Consider the following 19,362-nt stretch of genomic DNA (forward strand, 5'->3'; position numbering starts at 1 on the left):
CGTAGATGCGGAATAGAAATGACTTGACAGTCCCATTTTGATATAATATGTTAAGTTGTCTTAGGGAAAAGGTGAGGACGGGTGAACGTCTTGAAAATTTACGAAAAAGCGCCAGCTAAAATTAATTTGATGTTGGATGTCCTACATAAAAGAAGTGATGGATTTCATGAAGTTGAAATGATCATGACGATGGTTGATCTGGCCGATCGGCTTGAGATGTCGGAACTGCCGCGCGATACCATTGTGATCTCCAGTCAGGCGGGATATATTCCGCTGGACGAGAAGAATCTGGCATTTCAGGCAGCCAGACTGATCAAGGAGCGCTACAACGTACGCACGGGAGTTCATATTCATCTGGACAAAAAAATTCCGGTTGCTGCCGGTCTTGCCGGGGGCAGCAGTGACGCAGCGGCTGCACTTCGCGGGCTGAACCGTCTATGGCGGCTGGACATTCCAGATCAGGAATTGCAGGAGCTGGGTGCCGAGCTGGGGTCGGATGTGCCGTTCTGTATTACAGGCGGAACGGCGCTTGCAACAGGACGGGGAGAGAGGCTGACCCCGATACCTAATCCGCCACAGTGCTGGGTGATTTTAGCCAAACCTCCAATCAATGTGTCTACTGCCGATGTGTATGGACGCTTTCGCAGCGACAAGATTGTTCGGCATCCAAGTGCCGCCAAAATGGAGCAGGCGATTCGTAGTCAGTCCTTCACAGAGGTGTGCAGTCAGATGGGTAATGTGCTGGAGGATGTGACCTTGAAGCTTTACCCGGAAGTACAGCATCTCAAGAATGCGATGATTCGCCTTGGTGCAGACGGGGTGCTGATGTCCGGGAGTGGCCCAACTGTATTCGGACTTGTGTCGAAGGAGTCCAAAGTGGCCCGGGTCTATAACGGCCTTCGTGGCTTCTGCAAAGAAGTTTACGCTGTGCGGATGTTAACGTGAAATTTACTTTTATAATGTACAAACACGTATAAAGGTGGTATATTTTTAAATAATTATTCGGATTTGGATGTTTCCGTGATCGTGAGGATGGATCTCTGTGAAGAAGTTAAAACGAAGCGCAAGGCTGGTTGAAATGACGCAATACTTATTGTCGAGACCACATACGGTGATTCCGCTCACCACATTTGCCGAACGTTATGGTGCTGCCAAGTCGTCGATCAGTGAGGATCTGGCCATTATTAAGGAAGTGTTCGAAGAAGGTGGGTCAGGAGAACTGCATACACTGGCGGGAGCTGCCGGTGGAGTGAAGTGGATTCCGAAGGTGCCTGTGGAACATGCTCTTGCTTTTGCTGATCGGTTGTCTACACAGCTTGCACAGCCAGACCGGATTTTGCCGGGAGGTTATCTGTATATGTCAGACCTTCTGGGGCAGCCGGCTCTGATGAATGAAGCGGGCAAAATCTTTGCAACGGCTTTTGGCGATATGAACATTGATGTAGTCATGACGGTGGAAACCAAGGGAATCCCGCTCGCATATGCGACTGGAGCCCAGCTTAACCTTCCTGTTGTGCTCGTTCGCAGGGACCATCAGGCTACGGAAGGATCGGCCGTAAGTATTAATTATGTATCCGGGTCCCACAAAAGTCTGCATACCATGTCCCTATCCCGCCGGGCAATGAAAGAGCATTCCCGTGTGCTAATTGTGGATGATTTCATGAAGGCCGGGGGTACGGTTCAAGGTATGATTGATCTGCTGGCAGAGTTTAATGCAACGGTAGCCGGGGTGGGTGTGCTGGTGGAGTCCGGTTCAGTAGACTCCGAGGAGCGTTTGCTGACGGATTATGTATCTCTCGCGAAGCTGACAGCAGTTGATGCGAAGAGCAGACATATTTCTGTCTCGCCAGGTAACTATTTTGACCTGTAGAATCATGGCGAATAACATGTCGGGAAAGGTTCTTTTCCATCGACCTGGCACTAACGTTGTCGAATTGTGTATTAAATAAAAAAATTCCTGATATTAGGATATTTTTATGGTCATAAAAAGAAGGAGTTCGTATATGCTGTGTGGAATTATACACCAAGTTCTGATGGAAAAAGGTGGTGAACACACACATGCAAATTACGGATGTCAGACTCCGCCGCGTTAACTCGGAAGGGAGAATGAAGGCTATCGCATCCATTACCATCGATAATGAATTTGTCGTACATGACATTCGTGTCATCGATGGTAACAACGGAATGTTTGTTGCAATGCCGAGCAAGCGGACTCCTGACGGAGAGTTCCGTGATATCGCCCACCCGATCTCTTCCGGTACGCGTGAGAAGATTCAGGCAGCAGTATTAACTGAGTATGATCGAGCAGCGACTGAGGAAGAAGTCATTGAAGAAGGTGCCTGAGAACATTATTGGGGTTCGAAGGAAAAGAGAGCCATGTCTTATGGCTCTCTTTTCTTTTTGACCGGAATAAGATATATTCAGTATTGAGTTTATTCAAAAGAGGACCAGAGCGCATATTGCGTTTGGTTGCAGAGCGGCATCTCAGGAATCGTTGGAATTCAGTTAAGCCCGCAGGGCACACGGCGTACGATAGAGGTTGCGAGCTGCTCGCGACTGCGTTGTTACGCGTGATTACAGCGTCAGCAGGCGATGAACAAAACCGGCTTGAAGCCGGCTGAACGATACTCACTTGGAGACAACAAGGTACAGAAACCAAGGGGATTCAGAACAGGAGGTCGTTAATTTTGAAACGCATGGCAATTGTTCTGGCCGCAGGTCAGGGCAAACGAATGAAATCCAAATTGTACAAAGTGCTGCATCCCGTATGCGGTAAACCTATGGTCGGACATGTGCTGGATGCAGCACTTCACGCAGGCGTGGAACGCAGTGTGGTCGTTGTCGGACATGGGGCCGAAGCGGTGCAGTCATTTTTAGGTTCCAGAGCAGAGTACGCGCTTCAGGCAGAACAGCTCGGTACGGGACATGCCGTGAAGCAGGTAAAATCGCTGCTGGGCAATGAAAGTGGATCAACTATTGTGGTTTGTGGCGATACTCCGCTCGTGACAAGCGAAACGCTGGAAGGTCTGATGAAGCTGCATGAGGAAAATGGAGCAGCTGCAACAGTGCTGACGGCTGAACTTGATAATCCCAAGGGATATGGACGTGTCATCCGCGGAGAAGACGGTTCCGTTCAGCGGATCGTAGAGCAGAAAGACTGCACGCCCCAGGAGGATGCAGTTAAGGAAATTAATACAGGTACGTATTGCTTCGATAACGCCAAGCTGTTCGCAGCACTGGAGAAGGTAACGAACGAGAATGCTCAGGGCGAATATTATCTGACAGACGTAATCGGCATCTTCAAGAATGAAGGCGAAGTTGTTGAGGCGTATATGTCTGATGATATTTCAGAATCCATCGGTGTTAACGACAGACTTGCACTATCACAAGCAGAAGCATATATGCGTGAACGTCTGGCAGTGCGTCACATGCTGAATGGTGTAACAATCATCGATCCGTCATCGACATATATCGGAGCAGATGTTACCATTGGATCAGATACAGTATTGTATCCGGGAACCGTTCTTAAAGGCACTACATCGATCGGTGAAGCCTGCCATATTGGCCCACATGCGGATATTGAAGACAGCATTATACAAGACGGCGCGGCTATCAAACATTCCGTGGTGTCCAAGGCAGAGATTGGTCCAGATGCAACGGTAGGTCCATTTGCTAATTTGCGTCCAGGCACGAAATTAGGCCGAAACGTAAAAATTGGTGACTTTGTCGAAGTGAAAAATGCTACAATTGATGAAGGCTCAAAAGTGTCCCATCTGAGTTATATCGGGGATGCACAGGTAGGCAAAAACGTAAATGTAGGTTGCGGAGCAATAACGGTCAATTATGATGGTTATAATAAAGCTGTGACAACGATTGAAGATAATGCCTTTGTAGGCAGCAATGTCAATCTGATTGCACCGATCACCGTTGGTAAAGGTGCATATGTTGTTGCGGGCTCCACGGTTACACATAATGTTCCTGAGAATGATTTGGCGATTGCTCGTGCACGTCAGGAGAACAAGGCCGGTTACGCGGAGAAAATTCGCGGACGTGCCAAAGCCAAGAAACAGAACGCTAAACCCGAATAAAGGGTTTTGATAACCATCACCTCCCGGAATACGGGAGGTGCCGACATGTCGCAGACGCTTATAGATTCCAATGAACCAGCACGGAGGGTTTTTATTTTATGACTTATTTTGACTCGAAACTAAAAATATTTACTTGCAATTCTAACCCCAAGCTTGCCCATCAAATTGCGGATTATATCGGGATTCCTATGGGTGAATCTCATACAACCAGCTTTAGCGATGGCGAGATTCAAGTGAAACTCTCCGAGAGTGTTCGCGGCTGTCACGTATATATCGTACAGTCCACTTGCTTGCCGGTTAATGATAACCTGATGGAAATGCTGGTTATGATTGATGCATTGAAACGTGCATCGGCCAAGACCATTAACGTTGTAATCCCGTATTACGGCTATGCACGTCAAGATCGTAAAGCACGTTCACGTGATCCGATTACGGCGAAGTTGGTTGCTAATCTGATTGAAAAAGCAGGAGCAACACGTGTGATCGCAATGGACCTGCATGCCATGCAGATTCAAGGATTTTTCGATATTCCGGTTGACCATTTGCTTGGTGTGCCGATTCTGGCACAATATTTCCGCTCGAAACAGATTGAAAACCCGGTTGTCGTGTCACCTGACCACGGTGGTGTCGTGCGTGCGCGGAAGCTGGCTGATTTCCTGAATGCACCGCTCGCAATTATTGACAAACGCCGTCCTGAGCCGAACGTCAGTGAAGTCATGAACATTATCGGTAACATCGAAGGCAAAACAGCCATTCTGATCGATGACATCATTGATACGGCCGGAACGATTGTTCTTGGAGCCAATGCTTTGATGGAAGGCGGCGTGAAGGAAGTATATGCATGCTGTACTCACCCGGTATTGTCCGGTCCTGCAATGGAGCGTCTGGAGAATGCACCACTGAAGGAAGTCATCGTAACAGATACGATTCCAATTACACATGCCAATCCGACAAGCAAGCTCAAAGTGTTGTCTGTAGCGCCATTGCTTGGGGAAGCGATTATCCGTGTTCATGAGGAATTGTCCATCAGCAAGCTGTTTGAAATTGAATAAGATGTCTGCATAAAGTAGTAGAGGGGTTACGTCTTCCGGTTGAACGGAAAATGTAACCCCTGTCGGCGTGCCGTTTTTTTAATTAGGATGAACAAAGGGTGCCAACGTGCATTAATATCCCGGACGGGAAATAAAGCGGAAGCGGCGTCTGTGAAAAAGTGTATCGGCAATTTCGACAAATTGACTATCGAAACGAGTAATTAAACCAATCTCGATATGGGTGTCACGGTCATATACCTGTACAGGCACGTGATGCTCCAGATGATAAATAAAGTCACTATGTTGAGTCAGTTGTCCGTTATCTTCGCGCAAAACCCGCTCACCTTCCTAGGTGGATAAAATGTTCGATATGTGCTTTCCTGATATTATATGAAATATAACATTCGAAGTCTATGCCTCGCCTCAGGCTAACCCGAAGGAGGGAATACGATGAAGTGGATTGTCGGACTTGGGAATCCAGGATCGAACTATGCCAAAACGCGGCATAATATCGGTTTTATGGCACTCGATCGTTTTGCAGAACGCCATAACATCTCTGTTACGCAAAATAAATGTAAAGCTCTTATCGGAGAGGGCAACATTGGTGGCGTCAAAACGGTGCTGATCAAACCGATGACTTATATGAACCTTTCCGGTGAATCCGTAAGGGCTTATATGGATTTTTATAAAGTGAGCCTGGAAGATCTGATCGTTGTGTACGATGATATGGATACCGAGATTGGCAAGGTGCGTTTGCGTTATCAGGGCAGCGCAGGTGGACATAATGGGATCAAGTCCATTATTCAGCATACAGGTACACAGCAGTTTAACCGGGTTCGCATGGGGATATCAAGGCCTGATCCGGGACATGCCATTGTGGATTATGTGCTGTCTACATTTATGAAAAAAGAAAAAGAAGCGCTGGAGCAAACGATTGAGCAGACATGTGATGCGCTCGAGTACAGCCTGACAAATACGTTTGAACATACGATGGCCAAATTCAACGGTTAATATAATCCAGTACGGCTGGAAAAAAGATCAAAATGACGACTTCAATTCAGACAATCTGGACATACTGGATGTATAAACCATGTTCAGGAGGCATAACTATGTCAGTGAATTATGTATGTCGGCATTGCCGTACTTTTATTGGACAGATTGATTCGGCTAAAATTACAGAAGCACAGCTCGGTTTTCATTTCTTGACCCCCGACGAGCGGAGGGATATAATAGCGTATAATTCCGGTGGTGATGTGACCGTTCGCATTACATGTGATTATTGTAAGGAAGCGCTGGAGCATAACCCCGAGCTAAGCCTGCTTGCTAGTCCGCTTCAATAGACAACGCAGGTAGAGATGGTTGAAGTACGTTACCAATGAATGTACATTGAACAAATGACAGATGGGAAGGCCGCAATATGATTGCGGCCCGCCTTTTATAGCCTTGGCAGCCTGCTGAGGCTTCTTTTCAGTTGGAACAAAATCAGGGGCTGATTCAGTCACCCTGCTCGAAGTTGAATTCCAAGGTAAGCCATATGAACAGATGTGGCAATGTTCCGAGTAATGCTTTATGATGAAACAGGACAAAAAGGAATAACTATCCAATTATAAAAAACGTTGATGACCATCAAAATGCTGCACAGATATGTGCAATATTCAAGAAAGTTATAAGAGAGGTGCCCCTTTTGTTACAAGCACTCATACAGGCTTTTTCCAAAGACCCGGACTTTACGTCCATTACGGCCGGGGTTAAATCCGGCATGAAGGAGCAGTTGGTTTCCGGCCTATCCGGTTCGGCTCGTCAGATTATGCTGGCAGCACTACATCAGGAAATGGACCGTCCACTGCTCGTCGTGACACATAATATGTTTTCCGCACAAAAGATTGCAGAAGATTTGCAGGAAGCGCTTTCACCTGAGCAGGTGTTAATCTATCCGGCCAATGAACTTGTTGCCGCTGAGGCAGCCGTATCAAGCCCGGAGACGCTTGCTCAACGTATAGAGGTATTGGTCCGCTGTGCCCAAGGGTTCAGGGGCATTGTTGTCATTCCTTTTTCCGGGGTAAGACGTTATGTTCCACTGCCGGAAGTTATGGCGAAAGCTCACATTGAGATCAAACAGGGCAACACACTTCAGCTGGATTCATTTCTGCTGGAGATGGTGACGCTGGGATATGAGCGTGTGGAACGCGTTGAATCTCGCGGGGAGATGAGCGTTCGTGGAGGAATTATTGACTTTTATCCAGTGACTTCATCGATTGCATATCGGGTGGAGTTATTTGACGACGAGATTGATTCAATCCGTACGTTTGATCCGGCAGATCAGCGTTCGATTGAACGGATAGAAGAGATTACCGTGCTGCCGTGCAAGGAATTGATTGCAGATCGGGAGCGTATGGAGAAAGCAGCCGACACGGCGGCAATTCTGCTGGAGCAGCAGCTGGAGAAAATGACGGATCGTCAGGCCAAGCTGCGGCTGCGGGAAGAGATGCACCGGGAGATTGAGCTGCTGCGTCAGCATGTCTATTTTTCGGAAATGTACAAATACATCTCCCCGCTTTATCCAGAAAATAAAACGATTTATGACTATATGCCAGAAGATACAATACTGGTGATGGATGAGCCGGCGAGATTGTCGGAAACCTCGAAACAACTGGACAGGGACGAATCGGAGTGGAACCTGCATCTGATGCAAAATGGTAAAACACTGCCTGATCTGCCGTTGTCGGCAGATGGGGACGAGCTGCTCTATGAGCGTTCGTTCCAGACCATATTTATGTCGATCTTCTTGCGTCAGGTACCACATACGCAGCCTCAGAACATTCTGAACTTTATTAGCCGCGGCATGCAGGATTTCCACGGGCAGATGAACGTGCTGAAGGCAGAGATGGAACGCTGGCAGAAGGCAGGCGTTCAGGTGCTGATGCTGGCTAATGGCGAGGAGCGTATGGATCGGATGCGCCGTGTGCTGCAGGATTACGACATCCCTGAGCCAGAGATGCTGAATGGCAACTTGCAGACCGGTTTCGAGATGCCGTCCATTCATTTGGCGGTCATTACGGAAGGCGAGATGTTCTCGCAGAAGCAGCGTAAAGCCCGCAAGCCGATTCGAAACATCGACAATGCCGAGCGCATTAAGTCCTATAGTGAGCTGAAAGTGGGCGATTATGTCGTTCACCAGAATCACGGGATTGGTAAATATCTCGGGATCGGTACACTTGAAGTCGCTGGCATCCACAAGGACTACATGCACATTCTGTATGCAGGCGGCGACAAGTTGTCTGTTCCTATTGAGCAGATTGATCTAATTCAGAAGTATGTGGGTTCCGAAGAGAAGGAGCCGAAGATATACAAGCTGGGCGGTAACGAGTGGACACGGGTTAAAAATAAAGTTCGTTCCTCCGTTCAGGATATCGCTGATGATCTGATCAAGCTGTACGCTGAACGTCAAACATCCAAAGGATACGGCTTCGACAAGGACTCTGCTGAGCAGCAGGAATTTGAAGACATGTTCCCTTACGATGAGACACGGGATCAGATGCGTGCGATTGAGGAAATCAAAAAAGATATGGAACAAAACCGTCCAATGGATCGTTTATTGTGTGGAGACGTTGGTTACGGCAAAACGGAAGTAGCTATTCGGGCTGCGTTCAAAGCGGCGATCGAGGGAAAACAGGTGGCGGTGCTTGTTCCGACCACGATTCTGGCCCAGCAGCACTATGAGACGTTCCGCGAGCGTTTCTCGGGTTATCCGTTCAACATTCATGTTCTTAGTCGATTCCGTTCCCGCAAGGAACAAAATGAGACAGCAAAGGGCATTAAATCCGGTACAGTTGATATTGTTATCGGTACGCATCGTTTGCTGTCACAGGATCTGGTATTTAAAGATCTCGGACTGCTCATTGTCGATGAAGAACAGCGTTTCGGTGTAACCCATAAGGAGAAACTGAAAAAGCTCAAAACCAACGTGGACGTGCTGACCCTTACAGCGACGCCGATCCCGCGTACGCTGCACATGTCGATGCTGGGTGTGCGTGACTTGTCTGTTATCGAAACACCGCCAGAGAATCGTTTCCCTGTTCAAACGTATGTAGTAGAACACAGCCAGGCGCTGGTTCGTGAAGCGATCGAGCGTGAGCTTGCACGTGGCGGCCAGGTGTACTATCTCTATAACCGCGTTCAGGGAATCCAGGAGATGGCTGCGGAAATTTCGGAGCTGGTGCCGGAAGCCAAGGTGGGCGTAGGGCATGGTCAGATGACCGAAACGGAGCTGGAGAAGACGATCCTCGACTTCCTGGACGGAGAGTATGATGTACTGGTGAGCACCAGCATCATCGAGACAGGTGTAGATATTCCGAATGTAAATACATTAATTGTGCATGATGCGGATAAAATGGGACTGTCACAGCTTTACCAGCTGCGCGGAAGGGTAGGTCGGTCCAACCGGATTGCCTATGCGTATTTCACGTACCAGCGGGATAAAGTGCTGACCGAAGTGGCAGAGAAGCGTCTGCAATCCATCAAAGAATTCACTGAGCTGGGTTCAGGCTTCAAAATTGCGATGCGTGACTTGTCCATTCGTGGCGCAGGTAACCTGCTTGGAGCGGAGCAGCATGGATTCATTGCTTCCGTCGGGTTCGATCTGTATTCACAGATGCTCGCTGAAGAGATCAACAAACGTAAAGTTACCATGCTGGGTGAAGAGCCGGTGCCTTCGGATCAGTGGAATACCACGCTGGATCTCAGCATGGATGCCTACTTGCCATCTGACTATATTTATGACAGTATTCAGAAGATCGAGATTTATAAAAAGGTAGCCGTCATCTCTTCCTTCGACGATGCAATGGAGCTGGAAGATGAGCTGGTTGACCGCTTCGGTGATCTGCCAGAGGCTGTCATTAACCTGATGGCCGTGGCGCGCCTCAAAGTGTACGGCAAAATCTACGGAATTGAGTCGATTACACAGCGCGGGCATGACCTTACATTGAAGTTCTATGAGGGGCGTGAAAATGCCTTTGAGCTCTCAAAAATCTCACACATTGGAAATCAGTTCGAAAGACGTGTACAATTTGAACAAGGACCCCAAATGCTGATTCATGTCAAAGGCAAGGGGCTTGGGGATAAGCAACTGATGGAGCTGGTAGAGAAATTTCTGGAGTCCATGAAGACTGCTTTTAAATCAAAGGGGGAACTAAAAGATGTTAGCAAAGTATAAAAAAGTGGGAAAAGTGCTGTCCGTAGGTTTGGTGGCAGTACTGTCCCTGTCCTTGCTTGCTGCATGCGGCAAGAAGGAAGAAGCGAAAGCACCGGAATCAAAGGATACCAGTGCTGTCGTAGCAACATATGATGGTGGCACGATCACAGCGAATGAATTCGACCTGGAGCAGCGTGTCATGAAGTTCCTCTATCCTGAATATGCACAAATGATGGATATGGATGATTTCAAGGAATACCTGGTTAAACAGGAAGTTGCTTATGAATATTTGAGTGGCAAAGCGAGTGAGGAAGCAAAAACAGCAGGTGCGAAAACAGCAACCGAGCAATTCGACAAAATGAAAGCTTCTGTTAAGGAAGATCAATGGACTGAGATGTTGAAAGCTCAAAACTTGACAGATCAGAACATTAAAGACTATATGACTCGTATTATGACGGTCATCAAGGATAAAGAGACTGGCGTAACCGAAGATGCGCTGAAGGCTGAGTTTGAGAAAAACAAAGATCAGTTCACAACGGCATCTGTACGTCATGTGTTGATTAACTTTACTGACCCTAAAACACAAAAAGAGCGTAAGAAAGAAGACGCTTTGAAAATTGCAAAAGAAGTAAAAGCAAAATTGGATGGCGGAGCGGACTTTGCTGAAATTGCAAAAAAATACTCTGAGGATCCAGGATCTGCTGAAAAAGGCGGACTGTACGAAAATACGCCGGTTTCCACTTGGGTAGAGGCATTCAAGGAAGCAGCCAAAACATTGCCACTGAACAAGATTAGTGATCCGGTTGAAACGGAGTACGGTTACCACATCATGAAGGTGGAAGCTCGTACGGAAGCAGATTACGCCAAATTGACGGCTGAACAGAAAGAAACACTGAAAAGCCAGCTGGCTGCAGCTGAAATCGATACATTCATGCAAAAAGATCTGGAAAAAATCATCAAAGAAGTGAAGCTTCCTAAAACCGAGAAGAAAGAGGAAGGCACAAGCGGTACGGAAGGTACGACAGGAACAGGTACAGGAACAGAGGGAACCAAAACGGACGAATCCAAAACAGATTCCAAAGGTACCGACGCGAAGACAGATCAAGGAACAGGTACAACTACGGATTCGAAAACCGAAGAGGGTACAAGCAGTAAATAAATTATAATGCTGCCAAGCGGTGCGCTTCAGGGAAGCTCTGAAGACCTGACAGAGCGAATTATGGCACGTTATACAGGACAAGCTCTTAACGAAGCACAGAAAGAACGACAAGGTTCTTTCTGTGCTTCGTTTTCTTTTTTTGCAAAAGATTATTAACGATATTCCTTAAAGCATGTATAAGGACTTGGGAACAGATGAATACTATGGTCAAGAAATCACACTAAACGTTCTGGGACTTTCCTCTACCCATTAAGGAACAGTAGTTGAAAAATCTTCTCGAGAAAGTGGGGCAACATGTAAAATGAAAGCTACTGGTATTGTCCGCCGTATAGATGACCTGGGTCGTGTGGTCATTCCAAAAGAGATCCGTCGTACGTTACGTATTCGTGAAGGAGATCCGCTTGAGATTTTCGTGGATCGGGATGGTGAAGTTATATTAAAAAAATATTCACCGATCGGCGAGCTAGGCGATTTCGCCAAAGAATATGCAGAATCGTTATATGAGAGTACAGGTCACGTTACGATGATTTCTGACCGGGATACCATAATCACAGTGGCAGGCGGCTCCAAGAAAGAATATTTGGACAAGCAGGTTGGCAGCCTTGTAGAAAACTGCATGGAAAACCGCAAAACGATGATTGAAGCAACAAGCGGTACCTATGAGATTAGCAAAGATCATGACGAGACGTTATCCTCGTTTGTTATTGCACCGATTATTTCCGGAGGCGATCCGATTGGAACGGTCATCCTGTACAATAAGGATGAATCCGTGAAGATGTCTCAGATGGAAACCAAAATGGCTGAGACCGCTGCAGGTTTCCTTGGCAAGCAAATGGAACAATAGACAGCAGCTGAACTCCTGTGAGCCTGTACCGGGCATACGGGAGTTTTTGCTTTTTACATATAAGTTGAACTACAGGTGTTTACACAAGTACTCCGATGACACAGTAACCTTCCAATCGCTGTTATCTGGGGTAGATAGGAAGAGGCTATGATCTGATTACAAGTTGTTGGAATCAAATGATGTTCGTGTGTGTGCCTTCTGGCAGGTATAATAGCAAAGGGAGCTTTATGCTCCCTTTGTTGAATGTCAGGGTGCACACAGGAGGAACCAGAAAGTTATGAAACAGTCATCTTCAGGTACAAGGCTGCTCCAGGGAGCGTTTATTCTAGGGCTTGCCGCCATCATCTCCAAAATCATCGGTGCTTTTCAGAAGATTCCATTGCAAAATCTAGGGGGAGACGGTGTTTTTGGCATCTACAACACGGTCTATCCGTTATATATGCTTATCATTACGCTTGCTGCTGCAGGGCTACCGCTGGCTGTGTCCAAGTTTGTAGCAGAGCAGCAAGCGCTGGGCCAGTTGGCAGAGAGCCGTAGAATTATCCGAATATCTTCGCTGCTGCTCGCAGGATTCGGTATCATTACAGCGATTGTGATGTATGCCAGCGCGCCATGGAGTGCAACACTGATCGGCAATCAGCATGTTATTCCGTCGATTCGCGCTGCGTCCCTGGCGCTGTTATGTGTGCCGCTGATGACAGGTTTGCGCGGATATTTTCAAGGTATGCAGCAGATGATGCCCACAGCGATATCTCAGGTGGTCGAACAAACGGTGCGGGTTACGGTTATGATCGTTGTACTGTTATGGCTGATTCATCAGGAGGCTTCGTTCGAAACGGTCGCCGCAGGAGCCATGCTGGGCTCGGTGGCGGGCGGATGCGCTGGACTTGCCGTGATGTTAGCATTCGTATACTGGCATCGAAGAACAGAGCGGACAGAGCATGCTGAGCGTATGGTGGTTGAAGAAGCGTTGTATGCAAGTCCAGAGCGACTGAAGGATAAGGGAAAGACGGGACAGTTCGAGGGAGCTTTGCAAGATGGTCCCCGATATGCTGGAAGAAGGAACAAGGCAGATAAAAAGGCGGCGGTACACAATGCTGCTGTGGCAGAAGCCGATGGACAAGCTCTGGAGCCTAGGCGTACCACCGCAGAATGGATACGCACATTGCTGATCTATGCCATTCCGGTCTGTCTTGGCTCACTCGCCGTGCCGTTGATGAATCTGGTGGATACGTTCACGGTCCCGCGTTTGCTGCAGGGTGAAGGGTTGGATGAAGTGCAGACGATGGTATCGTTCGGCATTTACAACCGCGGCTTGCCGCTGGTGCAGCTGGTGACGATGCTGGCTACGTCACTCTCGGTGCTGTTTATTCCGGCGATGGCCGAAGCACGTCTGAAGGGCGGGCCGGAAGCCGTCAGGCAGCAAGCAGGCGTTGCGCTCCGCTGGTTCTGGCTTATCGGTCTGGCGGCATCCGCAGGTCTTGCGGTGCTGGCTGATCCGATTAACCGCATGCTGTACGGGGATGCCGCAGGCACCGAAGCATTGCGGTACATGGCGCTGACGGCAGCGGGCAGCACCGTCAGCATTATCGCGGCGGCGCTGCTGCAGGGCCTCGGCGCCGTGCGCGCTCCCGCGTTCAGCATGCTGACAGCCGCAGGCGTCAAGGTGCTGCTGAATGTCATGCTTGTGCCGGCGCTGGGCATCAGCGGCGCGGCGATTGCGGGCGCAGCCGCCTATATGCTGGCGGCTGGCCTGAATGTGGCGCTGCTGGCGCGGCTTACCGCCATGCGCCCTGCCCCTGGCGCCGTCCTGGCGAAGCCGGCGCTGGTGATCGCCGCCATGAGCCTAGCGGCGCTGGGCATGGCCTGGGCCGCCGAAGCGGTGCTCGGCGGCGTGGGCATCGCTGCCACGCATCGGCTGGCTGCGATGGGCGTGAGCCTGCTGGGCATGGCCGCAGGCACGGCCGTGTTTGTGCTGGCCGCGGCCCGGACAGGGCTGCTGACCGCCGCGGAGCTGGCGGCCTTGCCGAAGCTGGGGCCGCGTCTGGCGGGGCTGCTGCGCAGACTGCGTGTACTGCGCTAACCCATGGATCGCAGCTGCAGCCAGTTTCTGCACTGTCTTGAGGAACAGTAGTGCGGTCAACGCACAAGATCACACAGGTGGACATATCCCGTTCAGCACAGTAAGCAGCGTGCTTCTTATATATGAAAAAAAATGGACATTGTCGAGTCTGCCAAACACCCCTGATGCAGATGAAATTATAGGATATCTACAGATTCTGGTATAATACGTGTAATTATCGAGCGCCAACCTGTTCGGTCGGAATGGACATGTTTATTGGGCATAAATGTGCCGCGGGAATAAGCATTGTGTAAGTATTGACGAGCAGGGCGGTTCGGATGGAGGTTTAATCGCAATGAGTGCAGCGTTAACAGTGGTAGGCCTGGGTTCCGGGGATGCGGACCAACTCACATTAGGTATTATTAAAAAAATGAAACATGCGGCTACATTATATGTACGCACATTAGATCATCCGGTATTGAATGATCTGCAGCAGGAGGGGCTGGAGATGACGTCGTTTGACGCCATCTATGAGTCAAAATCCTCTTTCCCGGAGGTCTATGAGGAGATTGCAAGCCAATTGATCGAGGCAGCGCGCGCAGGGGCTGCGGGTACCGAGATTGTCTATGCCGTGCCGGGCCATCCGATGGTAGCCGAAGCCAGTGTAAGACTGCTGAAGGAGCGCTGCCCACAGCAGGGGATCTCTCTGCGGATCATGGGCGGGGAGAGCTTTCTGGATGAAGCATTTATCCGGCTGGGCTTCGACCCCATTGAAGGCTTTCAGCTGCTGGATGCCAGCAGTCTGAATCCTGAACTGGTTCAGCCGCAGCTGCACACGTTAATCGGACAAGTATACGATGTGTTCACTGCTTCGGATGTGAAGCTGTGTCTGATGGAGGTTTACCCGGATGATTATCCCGTGTATGTAGGCCATGCGCTTGGTGTGCAGGGTCAGGAGGTCATTCACAAGGTGCCGCTGCATGAACTGGATCGTACCCCCGGTTATGGCAATCTGTCATTAATTTATGTTCCTAAAAATACAGATGATACGCTGCGCCGTCGCTCTTTTGCGCGGCTGCATGAGATCGTCAACATTCTTCGCAGCCCGGGTGGCTGCCCGTGGGATCAGGAGCAGACACATCAGTCCATCCGTAAAAACCTGATTGAAGAAACATACGAGGTCATTGAAACTATTGATGAGGATGACCCGGACCATATGAAGGAGGAGCTGGGGGACTTGTTGCTGCAGATCATGCTGCACTCCCAGATGGAAGAAGAGATTGGCACATTTAATGTGTATGATGTGATCGAGGGGTTGAATGATAAGCTGATCTTCCGTCATCCTCATGTTTTTGGTGATAATCAGGCCGAAGATGCGAATGAAGCGCTGCAGAACTGGGAACAGATGAAGGCAGAGGAGAAAAAGCGCAAAGGTCAGGATGTGCAGAGGGCCTCTGTGCTGGATGGCATCCCGCGTGATCTGCCTGCACTTATGAAAGGTTACAAGCTCCAGAAGAAAGCGGCCAAGGTTGGCTTTGACTGGGATAATGTTGAGGGTGTATTTGCAAAAATCGAGGAAGAGCTTTCTGAACTGAAGGAAGCCGTGCAGCAGGGACATGATGCCGAGGCTCGCAAGCTGGAACTCGGGGATGTACTGTTTGCTACAGCTAACGTGGCGCGTTTTATTGATACTGACCCGGAGGAGGCACTCGCAGCCACCAACCGCAAGTTTGTCGCCAGATTCCAATTCATCGAGGAACGGCTGCGTGAGCAGGGTAAAACCCCTGCGGACAGCTCGGTGGAAGAGATGGAGCAGTTCTGGCAGCAAGCCAAAAAGGCAGGACTGTAGCGGATTCGTTTTGCCAAAATATCCAAACTTCTTATTCCAATTAAGCCAGCCCGTATGTTATGATTATACGAACATGTGTTCATGACGATATGCGAAACCTGATAAATGAATGGGAAAACAGGTCAATGGCGGTGTTTAACAAGAGAACGTTTCGGGTACTGGACTTAGACGAATCTCTGCGATAGTGCGACAAATGCTAAAAAAAGTCGCAGACCAAGGCAGGAATTTAGCATGCAAGCCAGAATACATGTGTAGTAACCGTGCGAGGATTAGCTTTGCCCACATAAGGCTGCTAGGCCCGCAGATACTTTTTTTTCAATTTGGGAGGCTTTTAACATGAACAAAACAGACTTGATCAACAACATTTCTAACAAAAGCGGTTTGACTAAGAAAGATGTCGAGTCCGTATTGAATGGCTTTTTGGGCGAAATTACAGATGCACTTGCTAGCGGCGACAAAGTACAATTGATCGGCTTTGGCACTTTTGAAACCCGCAAACGCTCCGGTCGTACCGGACGTAACCCGCAAACAGGGAATGAGATCGTGATTCCTGAGTCCACTGTTCCTGCATTCAAAGCAGGTAACAAACTTAAAGAAGCTGTAAAATAATGCGTCTTGATAAATTCCTGAAGGTATCTCGGCTGATCAAACGCCGCACGGTAGCCAAAGACGTTTCTGAACAAGGACGTGTTCTGGTGAACGGACGGGAAGCGAAGCCCAGCGCTGCTGTTAAAGTAGGCGATGAGCTGACGGTTCAGTTTGGTCAGAAGCTGGTCACCGTGAAGGTGGAGCGTCTTGCCGAGAGCACCAAGAAGGATGAGGCGAGCAGCCTCTATACCTTGGTTAAGGAAGAGCCGATTGCCAAGGATAACGGGTTGGACTGGTAGCTCCGATCCCGTACATGTTTCATTTTATACTGCTTAAAACGTCCTTCCGGTACCGGAAGGGCGTTTTTTATGCCTGCAGCAAGAGAGAAAGGAATTGATCTGTGGGCAGAGGTTCTATTCTCTGGCACTCATCCATAAGCTATGTACTAAAGAAGGAGGGGTACATGCCATGGTTGAGCACGGAGGGAAGGCCAAACAGCATCATTTGAGCATGCAAAATCGGAAACTGCTGGATTTGACAGGAGTCTCCAATGTGGAGAGCTTTGACAGTGAGGAATTTCTGCTACAGACCGAGCTTGGGCATCTGACCATCCGGGGGCATAATTTACATATCAAAAACCTGAGCCTGGAGGAAGGTTTGTTATCCATTGAGGGCACGGTCAGCTCGCTTCAATATCTGGACCCCGGTTCCCAGTCCAAAAACAGTAAAGGCCTGTTCGGCAAGATGTTCCGATGATTCTGGATGCGCAGTGGATCACACTGACCTGGATGCTGTTATCGGGAGTCGTGATGGGCGTGGCTTACGACAGTTACCGGGTACTGTCCGGTCAGCTGCGATTTCCAAGGTGGAGCATCCATACGCTTGATCTGTTGTACTGGGTTGCTTCCGCGCTGTTCGTGTTTCGGATGCTGTACGCCGGAAACCATGGACAGCTGCGGTTTTATGTCTTTTTGGGGCTGATTATCGGGGTTTGCTTCTATTTTTGGCTTTTAAGTGTTACAACCCAGCGTTTTGTGGTAATGTTAATTAAACTCGCAAGAACACTGATCCAGTGGTGTGGACATATCCTTAACATCCTGATTGTAATGCCAGTGAAGGGAATATATCGATTAGTACGTGTATTATTCGGCTTTATGCTTGCGATACTAATATTCCTGGGCAAACTGGTGCTGCAATGTTTAATCCCTTTCGGCAAATTGTTTCGCTGGATGTTCAGGCCGCTCCTGAGATATTGGGTAACGCCTCGATGGATGGTCCAGGCGGGTACAAGAATTGCAGCGATATGGAAACGCTGGTTTCAAGGAGGTCCAGGTAATGAGTAGAACACCTGTGGGCAGAAAGAAAAGTCCAGCCAATCAAGGGAAGTCTGCCGGTGCGCGAAGACGTCTTATGATCTGGTTGACATTTGTAACCTGTTTTGCGATCTGGGCGGGATATACCTTTTTGGTGCAGAATGCGCAAATTTCGGACAAGAGTTCTTATTTGGCCCAACAGCAAACGTCCAAGCAGGATACGAAGCAGCAGCTGGAACAGCTGAAGTATGAAGTCAGCCGGTTGAAGGACCCTGAATACATAGGACAGCTGGCACGAAAAAAAGGATACTACCTGCCTGAAGAAACACCAATTCAGGTTGAAGGGGCAGGGAACTAATGGAATTTGGTCCTTTGCTGAGCAAGGCCTGATTTCAATACGTCTTATGCGGTTAAATCGGAAAAAATAGGCTCTCCATTGGGCGCTTGCTCAGTTGACCTTGGTTTATGGCATAAGGTATAATTACAAGTAGCGCAGCATTGATTTTGGCATTCAAAAAATCGGGTTGTATATTTTTAAGGGAGGATCATTTTATTCTATGGCAATTGAAGTGGGCACCAAGTTAGAGGGCAAGGTGACAGGAATCACGCATTTTGGAGCATTTGTGGATCTGTCAGGAGGTGTCACGGGTCTCGTTCACATCTCGGAAATCGCCGACAATTATGTCAAAGATGTCAACGACCACCTGAAGCTGAATGACCAAGTCACAGTAAAGGTTATCAACGTTGACAAGGACGGCAAGATCGGACTTTCCATCAAACAGGCTGTTGACAAACCGGTAGAGCAACAAACACAATCCAGACCCCCAAGAGCTCCTAGACCGGAACGCAGTGGAGGAGATCGCGAACGATTCGGCGGCGGAGGCCCAAGTGGTGGCCAAGGTCGTGGTGGTGGCGGTGGATTTAACCGTGACCGCGGAGGCCGTTCTTTTAAGCCCGCAGCAGGCAAACCTTCATTTGAGGATAAAATGTCACGCTTCCTGAAAGATAGTGAAGAACGTATTTCTTCGCTTAAGAAGAATACAGAGGGCAAACGCGGCGGCCGTGGCGCGAAGCGTGTGTAATCTGTCCAACCTGATTTGAAATATATAAGCAGAACCGTTAGCCAATCGGCTGACGGTTTTTTTGTGCTTCCCCGGGTTATGTTCAGGAAATGTTGAAGAGGCTGTTATTCCGATTCTGATTTCGGCGAAACCTCGGAGAGGAATTCGTTTTATGC

The 19,362-nt window shown here is 48.8% G+C and carries 19 protein-coding genes; 18 read left to right on the forward strand and 1 reads right to left on the reverse strand.

What is annotated here, in order from left to right; translation table 11 throughout:
* Positions 1–90: 90 nt before the first annotated feature.
* The 5 genes from ispE to ACQSGY_RS27370 all read left to right on the forward strand — a co-directional run bounded on the left by ispE (position 91) and on the right by ACQSGY_RS27370 (position 5,140).
* Entirely contained in the window at positions 91–945 is an 855-nt protein-coding gene (gene ispE / locus ACQSGY_RS27350) for a 4-(cytidine 5'-diphospho)-2-C-methyl-D-erythritol kinase (RefSeq protein WP_427181781.1), read from the forward strand.
* Between the two features lie 97 nt (positions 946–1,042).
* Entirely contained in the window at positions 1,043–1,870 is an 828-nt protein-coding gene (gene purR, locus ACQSGY_RS27355) for a pur operon repressor (protein ID WP_427181752.1), read from the forward strand.
* A 188-nt stretch (positions 1,871–2,058) separates the two neighbouring features.
* On the forward strand, positions 2,059–2,343 hold the full coding sequence (gene spoVG, locus ACQSGY_RS27360; protein WP_017691372.1) for a septation regulator SpoVG: 285 nt from the start codon (positions 2,059–2,061) through the stop codon (positions 2,341–2,343).
* Between the two features lie 353 nt (positions 2,344–2,696).
* Positions 2,697–4,088, forward strand: coding sequence for a bifunctional UDP-N-acetylglucosamine diphosphorylase/glucosamine-1-phosphate N-acetyltransferase GlmU (glmU, locus tag ACQSGY_RS27365; RefSeq protein WP_221443994.1), 1,392 nt, complete (start codon positions 2,697–2,699; stop codon positions 4,086–4,088).
* Positions 4,089–4,186: 98 nt separating this feature from the next.
* Complete coding sequence (locus ACQSGY_RS27370) at positions 4,187–5,140, forward strand: ribose-phosphate diphosphokinase (protein ID WP_017691370.1); 954 nt, start codon at positions 4,187–4,189, stop codon at positions 5,138–5,140.
* Between the two features lie 111 nt (positions 5,141–5,251).
* Here ACQSGY_RS27370 and ACQSGY_RS27375 read toward each other — a convergent pair whose 3' ends face one another.
* A complete protein-coding gene (locus tag ACQSGY_RS27375; RefSeq protein ID WP_110899227.1) occupies positions 5,252–5,452 on the reverse strand; it encodes a hypothetical protein in 201 nt (66 codons plus the stop codon).
* A 117-nt stretch (positions 5,453–5,569) separates the two neighbouring features.
* Between ACQSGY_RS27375 and pth the strand changes: the two genes are divergently transcribed.
* The 13 genes from pth to ACQSGY_RS27440 all read left to right on the forward strand — a co-directional run bounded on the left by pth (position 5,570) and on the right by ACQSGY_RS27440 (position 19,207).
* Complete coding sequence (gene pth, locus ACQSGY_RS27380) at positions 5,570–6,130, forward strand: aminoacyl-tRNA hydrolase (protein ID WP_111273254.1); 561 nt, start codon at positions 5,570–5,572, stop codon at positions 6,128–6,130.
* A gap of 98 nt (positions 6,131–6,228) precedes the next feature.
* Positions 6,229–6,459, forward strand: a complete 231-nt coding sequence (locus ACQSGY_RS27385; protein WP_111273255.1) for an anti-sigma-F factor Fin family protein — start codon at positions 6,229–6,231, stop codon at positions 6,457–6,459.
* A gap of 344 nt (positions 6,460–6,803) precedes the next feature.
* On the forward strand, positions 6,804–10,331 hold the full coding sequence (gene mfd, locus ACQSGY_RS27390) for a transcription-repair coupling factor (RefSeq protein WP_216520642.1): 3,528 nt from the start codon (positions 6,804–6,806) through the stop codon (positions 10,329–10,331).
* The gene (locus ACQSGY_RS27395; protein ID WP_427181755.1) at positions 10,315–11,469 is read left to right on the forward strand and encodes a peptidylprolyl isomerase; all 1,155 of its coding nucleotides are present in this window, start codon (positions 10,315–10,317) and stop codon (positions 11,467–11,469) included. Before mfd ends, ACQSGY_RS27395 begins: the two co-directional genes overlap by 17 nt.
* A gap of 301 nt (positions 11,470–11,770) precedes the next feature.
* Positions 11,771–12,313 carry a stage V sporulation protein T gene (gene spoVT / locus ACQSGY_RS27400; protein ID WP_427181757.1) on the forward strand — a complete coding sequence of 181 codons (543 nt, stop codon included), beginning with the start codon at positions 11,771–11,773 and terminating at the stop codon, positions 12,311–12,313.
* 277 nt (positions 12,314–12,590) lie between these two features.
* Positions 12,591–14,396: a putative polysaccharide biosynthesis protein gene (locus tag ACQSGY_RS27405; protein WP_427181758.1), complete on the forward strand. Its 1,806-nt coding sequence runs from the start codon at positions 12,591–12,593 to the stop codon at positions 14,394–14,396.
* A gap of 334 nt (positions 14,397–14,730) precedes the next feature.
* On the forward strand, positions 14,731–16,224 hold the full coding sequence (gene mazG, locus ACQSGY_RS27410) for a nucleoside triphosphate pyrophosphohydrolase (RefSeq protein ID WP_427181760.1): 1,494 nt from the start codon (positions 14,731–14,733) through the stop codon (positions 16,222–16,224).
* A gap of 336 nt (positions 16,225–16,560) precedes the next feature.
* Positions 16,561–16,833, forward strand: coding sequence for an HU family DNA-binding protein (locus ACQSGY_RS27415; protein WP_090924617.1), 273 nt, complete (start codon positions 16,561–16,563; stop codon positions 16,831–16,833).
* Positions 16,833–17,111: an RNA-binding S4 domain-containing protein gene (locus tag ACQSGY_RS27420; protein ID WP_056697423.1), complete on the forward strand. Its 279-nt coding sequence runs from the start codon at positions 16,833–16,835 to the stop codon at positions 17,109–17,111. Before ACQSGY_RS27415 ends, ACQSGY_RS27420 begins: the two co-directional genes overlap by 1 nt.
* Before the next feature lie 169 nt (positions 17,112–17,280).
* Positions 17,281–17,568, forward strand: coding sequence for a sporulation protein YabP (yabP, locus tag ACQSGY_RS27425; protein ID WP_110899219.1), 288 nt, complete (start codon positions 17,281–17,283; stop codon positions 17,566–17,568).
* Complete coding sequence (gene yabQ / locus ACQSGY_RS27430; RefSeq protein ID WP_145406573.1) at positions 17,565–18,155, forward strand: spore cortex biosynthesis protein YabQ; 591 nt, start codon at positions 17,565–17,567, stop codon at positions 18,153–18,155. Before yabP ends, yabQ begins: the two co-directional genes overlap by 4 nt.
* Positions 18,148–18,483, forward strand: a complete 336-nt coding sequence (locus tag ACQSGY_RS27435) for an FtsB family cell division protein (protein WP_145406572.1) — start codon at positions 18,148–18,150, stop codon at positions 18,481–18,483. The genes yabQ and ACQSGY_RS27435 overlap by 8 nt, the downstream gene beginning before the upstream one ends.
* A 199-nt stretch (positions 18,484–18,682) precedes the next feature.
* Positions 18,683–19,207 carry a S1 domain-containing RNA-binding protein gene (locus ACQSGY_RS27440; RefSeq protein ID WP_110899216.1) on the forward strand — a complete coding sequence of 175 codons (525 nt, stop codon included), beginning with the start codon at positions 18,683–18,685 and terminating at the stop codon, positions 19,205–19,207.
* Positions 19,208–19,362 lie beyond the last annotated feature (155 nt).

It is taken from the genome of Paenibacillus sp. TC-CSREp1, from assembly GCF_050171015.1.
In the GTDB taxonomy this organism is placed as follows: Bacteria; Bacillota; Bacilli; order Paenibacillales; family Paenibacillaceae; genus Paenibacillus; species Paenibacillus silvae.

Excerpts from the sequence above, each read along its gene's own strand:
- spoVT (WP_427181757.1), top strand. The coding sequence starts at position 11,771 with ATGAAAGCTACTGGTATTGTCCGCCGTATAGATGACCTGGGTCGTGTG.
- spoVG (WP_017691372.1), top strand. The coding sequence starts at position 2,059 with ATGCAAATTACGGATGTCAGACTCCGCCGCGTTAACTCGGAAGGGAGA.
- yabP (WP_110899219.1), top strand. The coding sequence starts at position 17,281 with ATGGTTGAGCACGGAGGGAAGGCCAAACAGCATCATTTGAGCATGCAA.
- yabQ (WP_145406573.1), top strand. The coding sequence starts at position 17,565 with ATGATTCTGGATGCGCAGTGGATCACACTGACCTGGATGCTGTTATCG.
- ACQSGY_RS27385 (WP_111273255.1), top strand. The coding sequence starts at position 6,229 with ATGTCAGTGAATTATGTATGTCGGCATTGCCGTACTTTTATTGGACAG.
- ACQSGY_RS27440 (WP_110899216.1), top strand. The coding sequence starts at position 18,683 with ATGGCAATTGAAGTGGGCACCAAGTTAGAGGGCAAGGTGACAGGAATC.
- mazG (WP_427181760.1), top strand. The coding sequence starts at position 14,731 with ATGAGTGCAGCGTTAACAGTGGTAGGCCTGGGTTCCGGGGATGCGGAC.
- ACQSGY_RS27405 (WP_427181758.1), top strand. The coding sequence starts at position 12,591 with ATGAAACAGTCATCTTCAGGTACAAGGCTGCTCCAGGGAGCGTTTATT.
- ACQSGY_RS27395 (WP_427181755.1), top strand. The coding sequence starts at position 10,315 with ATGTTAGCAAAGTATAAAAAAGTGGGAAAAGTGCTGTCCGTAGGTTTG.
- ACQSGY_RS27435 (WP_145406572.1), top strand. The coding sequence starts at position 18,148 with ATGAGTAGAACACCTGTGGGCAGAAAGAAAAGTCCAGCCAATCAAGGG.
- pth (WP_111273254.1), top strand. The coding sequence starts at position 5,570 with ATGAAGTGGATTGTCGGACTTGGGAATCCAGGATCGAACTATGCCAAA.
- ACQSGY_RS27370 (WP_017691370.1), top strand. The coding sequence starts at position 4,187 with ATGACTTATTTTGACTCGAAACTAAAAATATTTACTTGCAATTCTAAC.
- ACQSGY_RS27420 (WP_056697423.1), top strand. The coding sequence starts at position 16,833 with ATGCGTCTTGATAAATTCCTGAAGGTATCTCGGCTGATCAAACGCCGC.
- glmU (WP_221443994.1), top strand. The coding sequence starts at position 2,697 with ATGGCAATTGTTCTGGCCGCAGGTCAGGGCAAACGAATGAAATCCAAA.
- ACQSGY_RS27415 (WP_090924617.1), top strand. The coding sequence starts at position 16,561 with ATGAACAAAACAGACTTGATCAACAACATTTCTAACAAAAGCGGTTTG.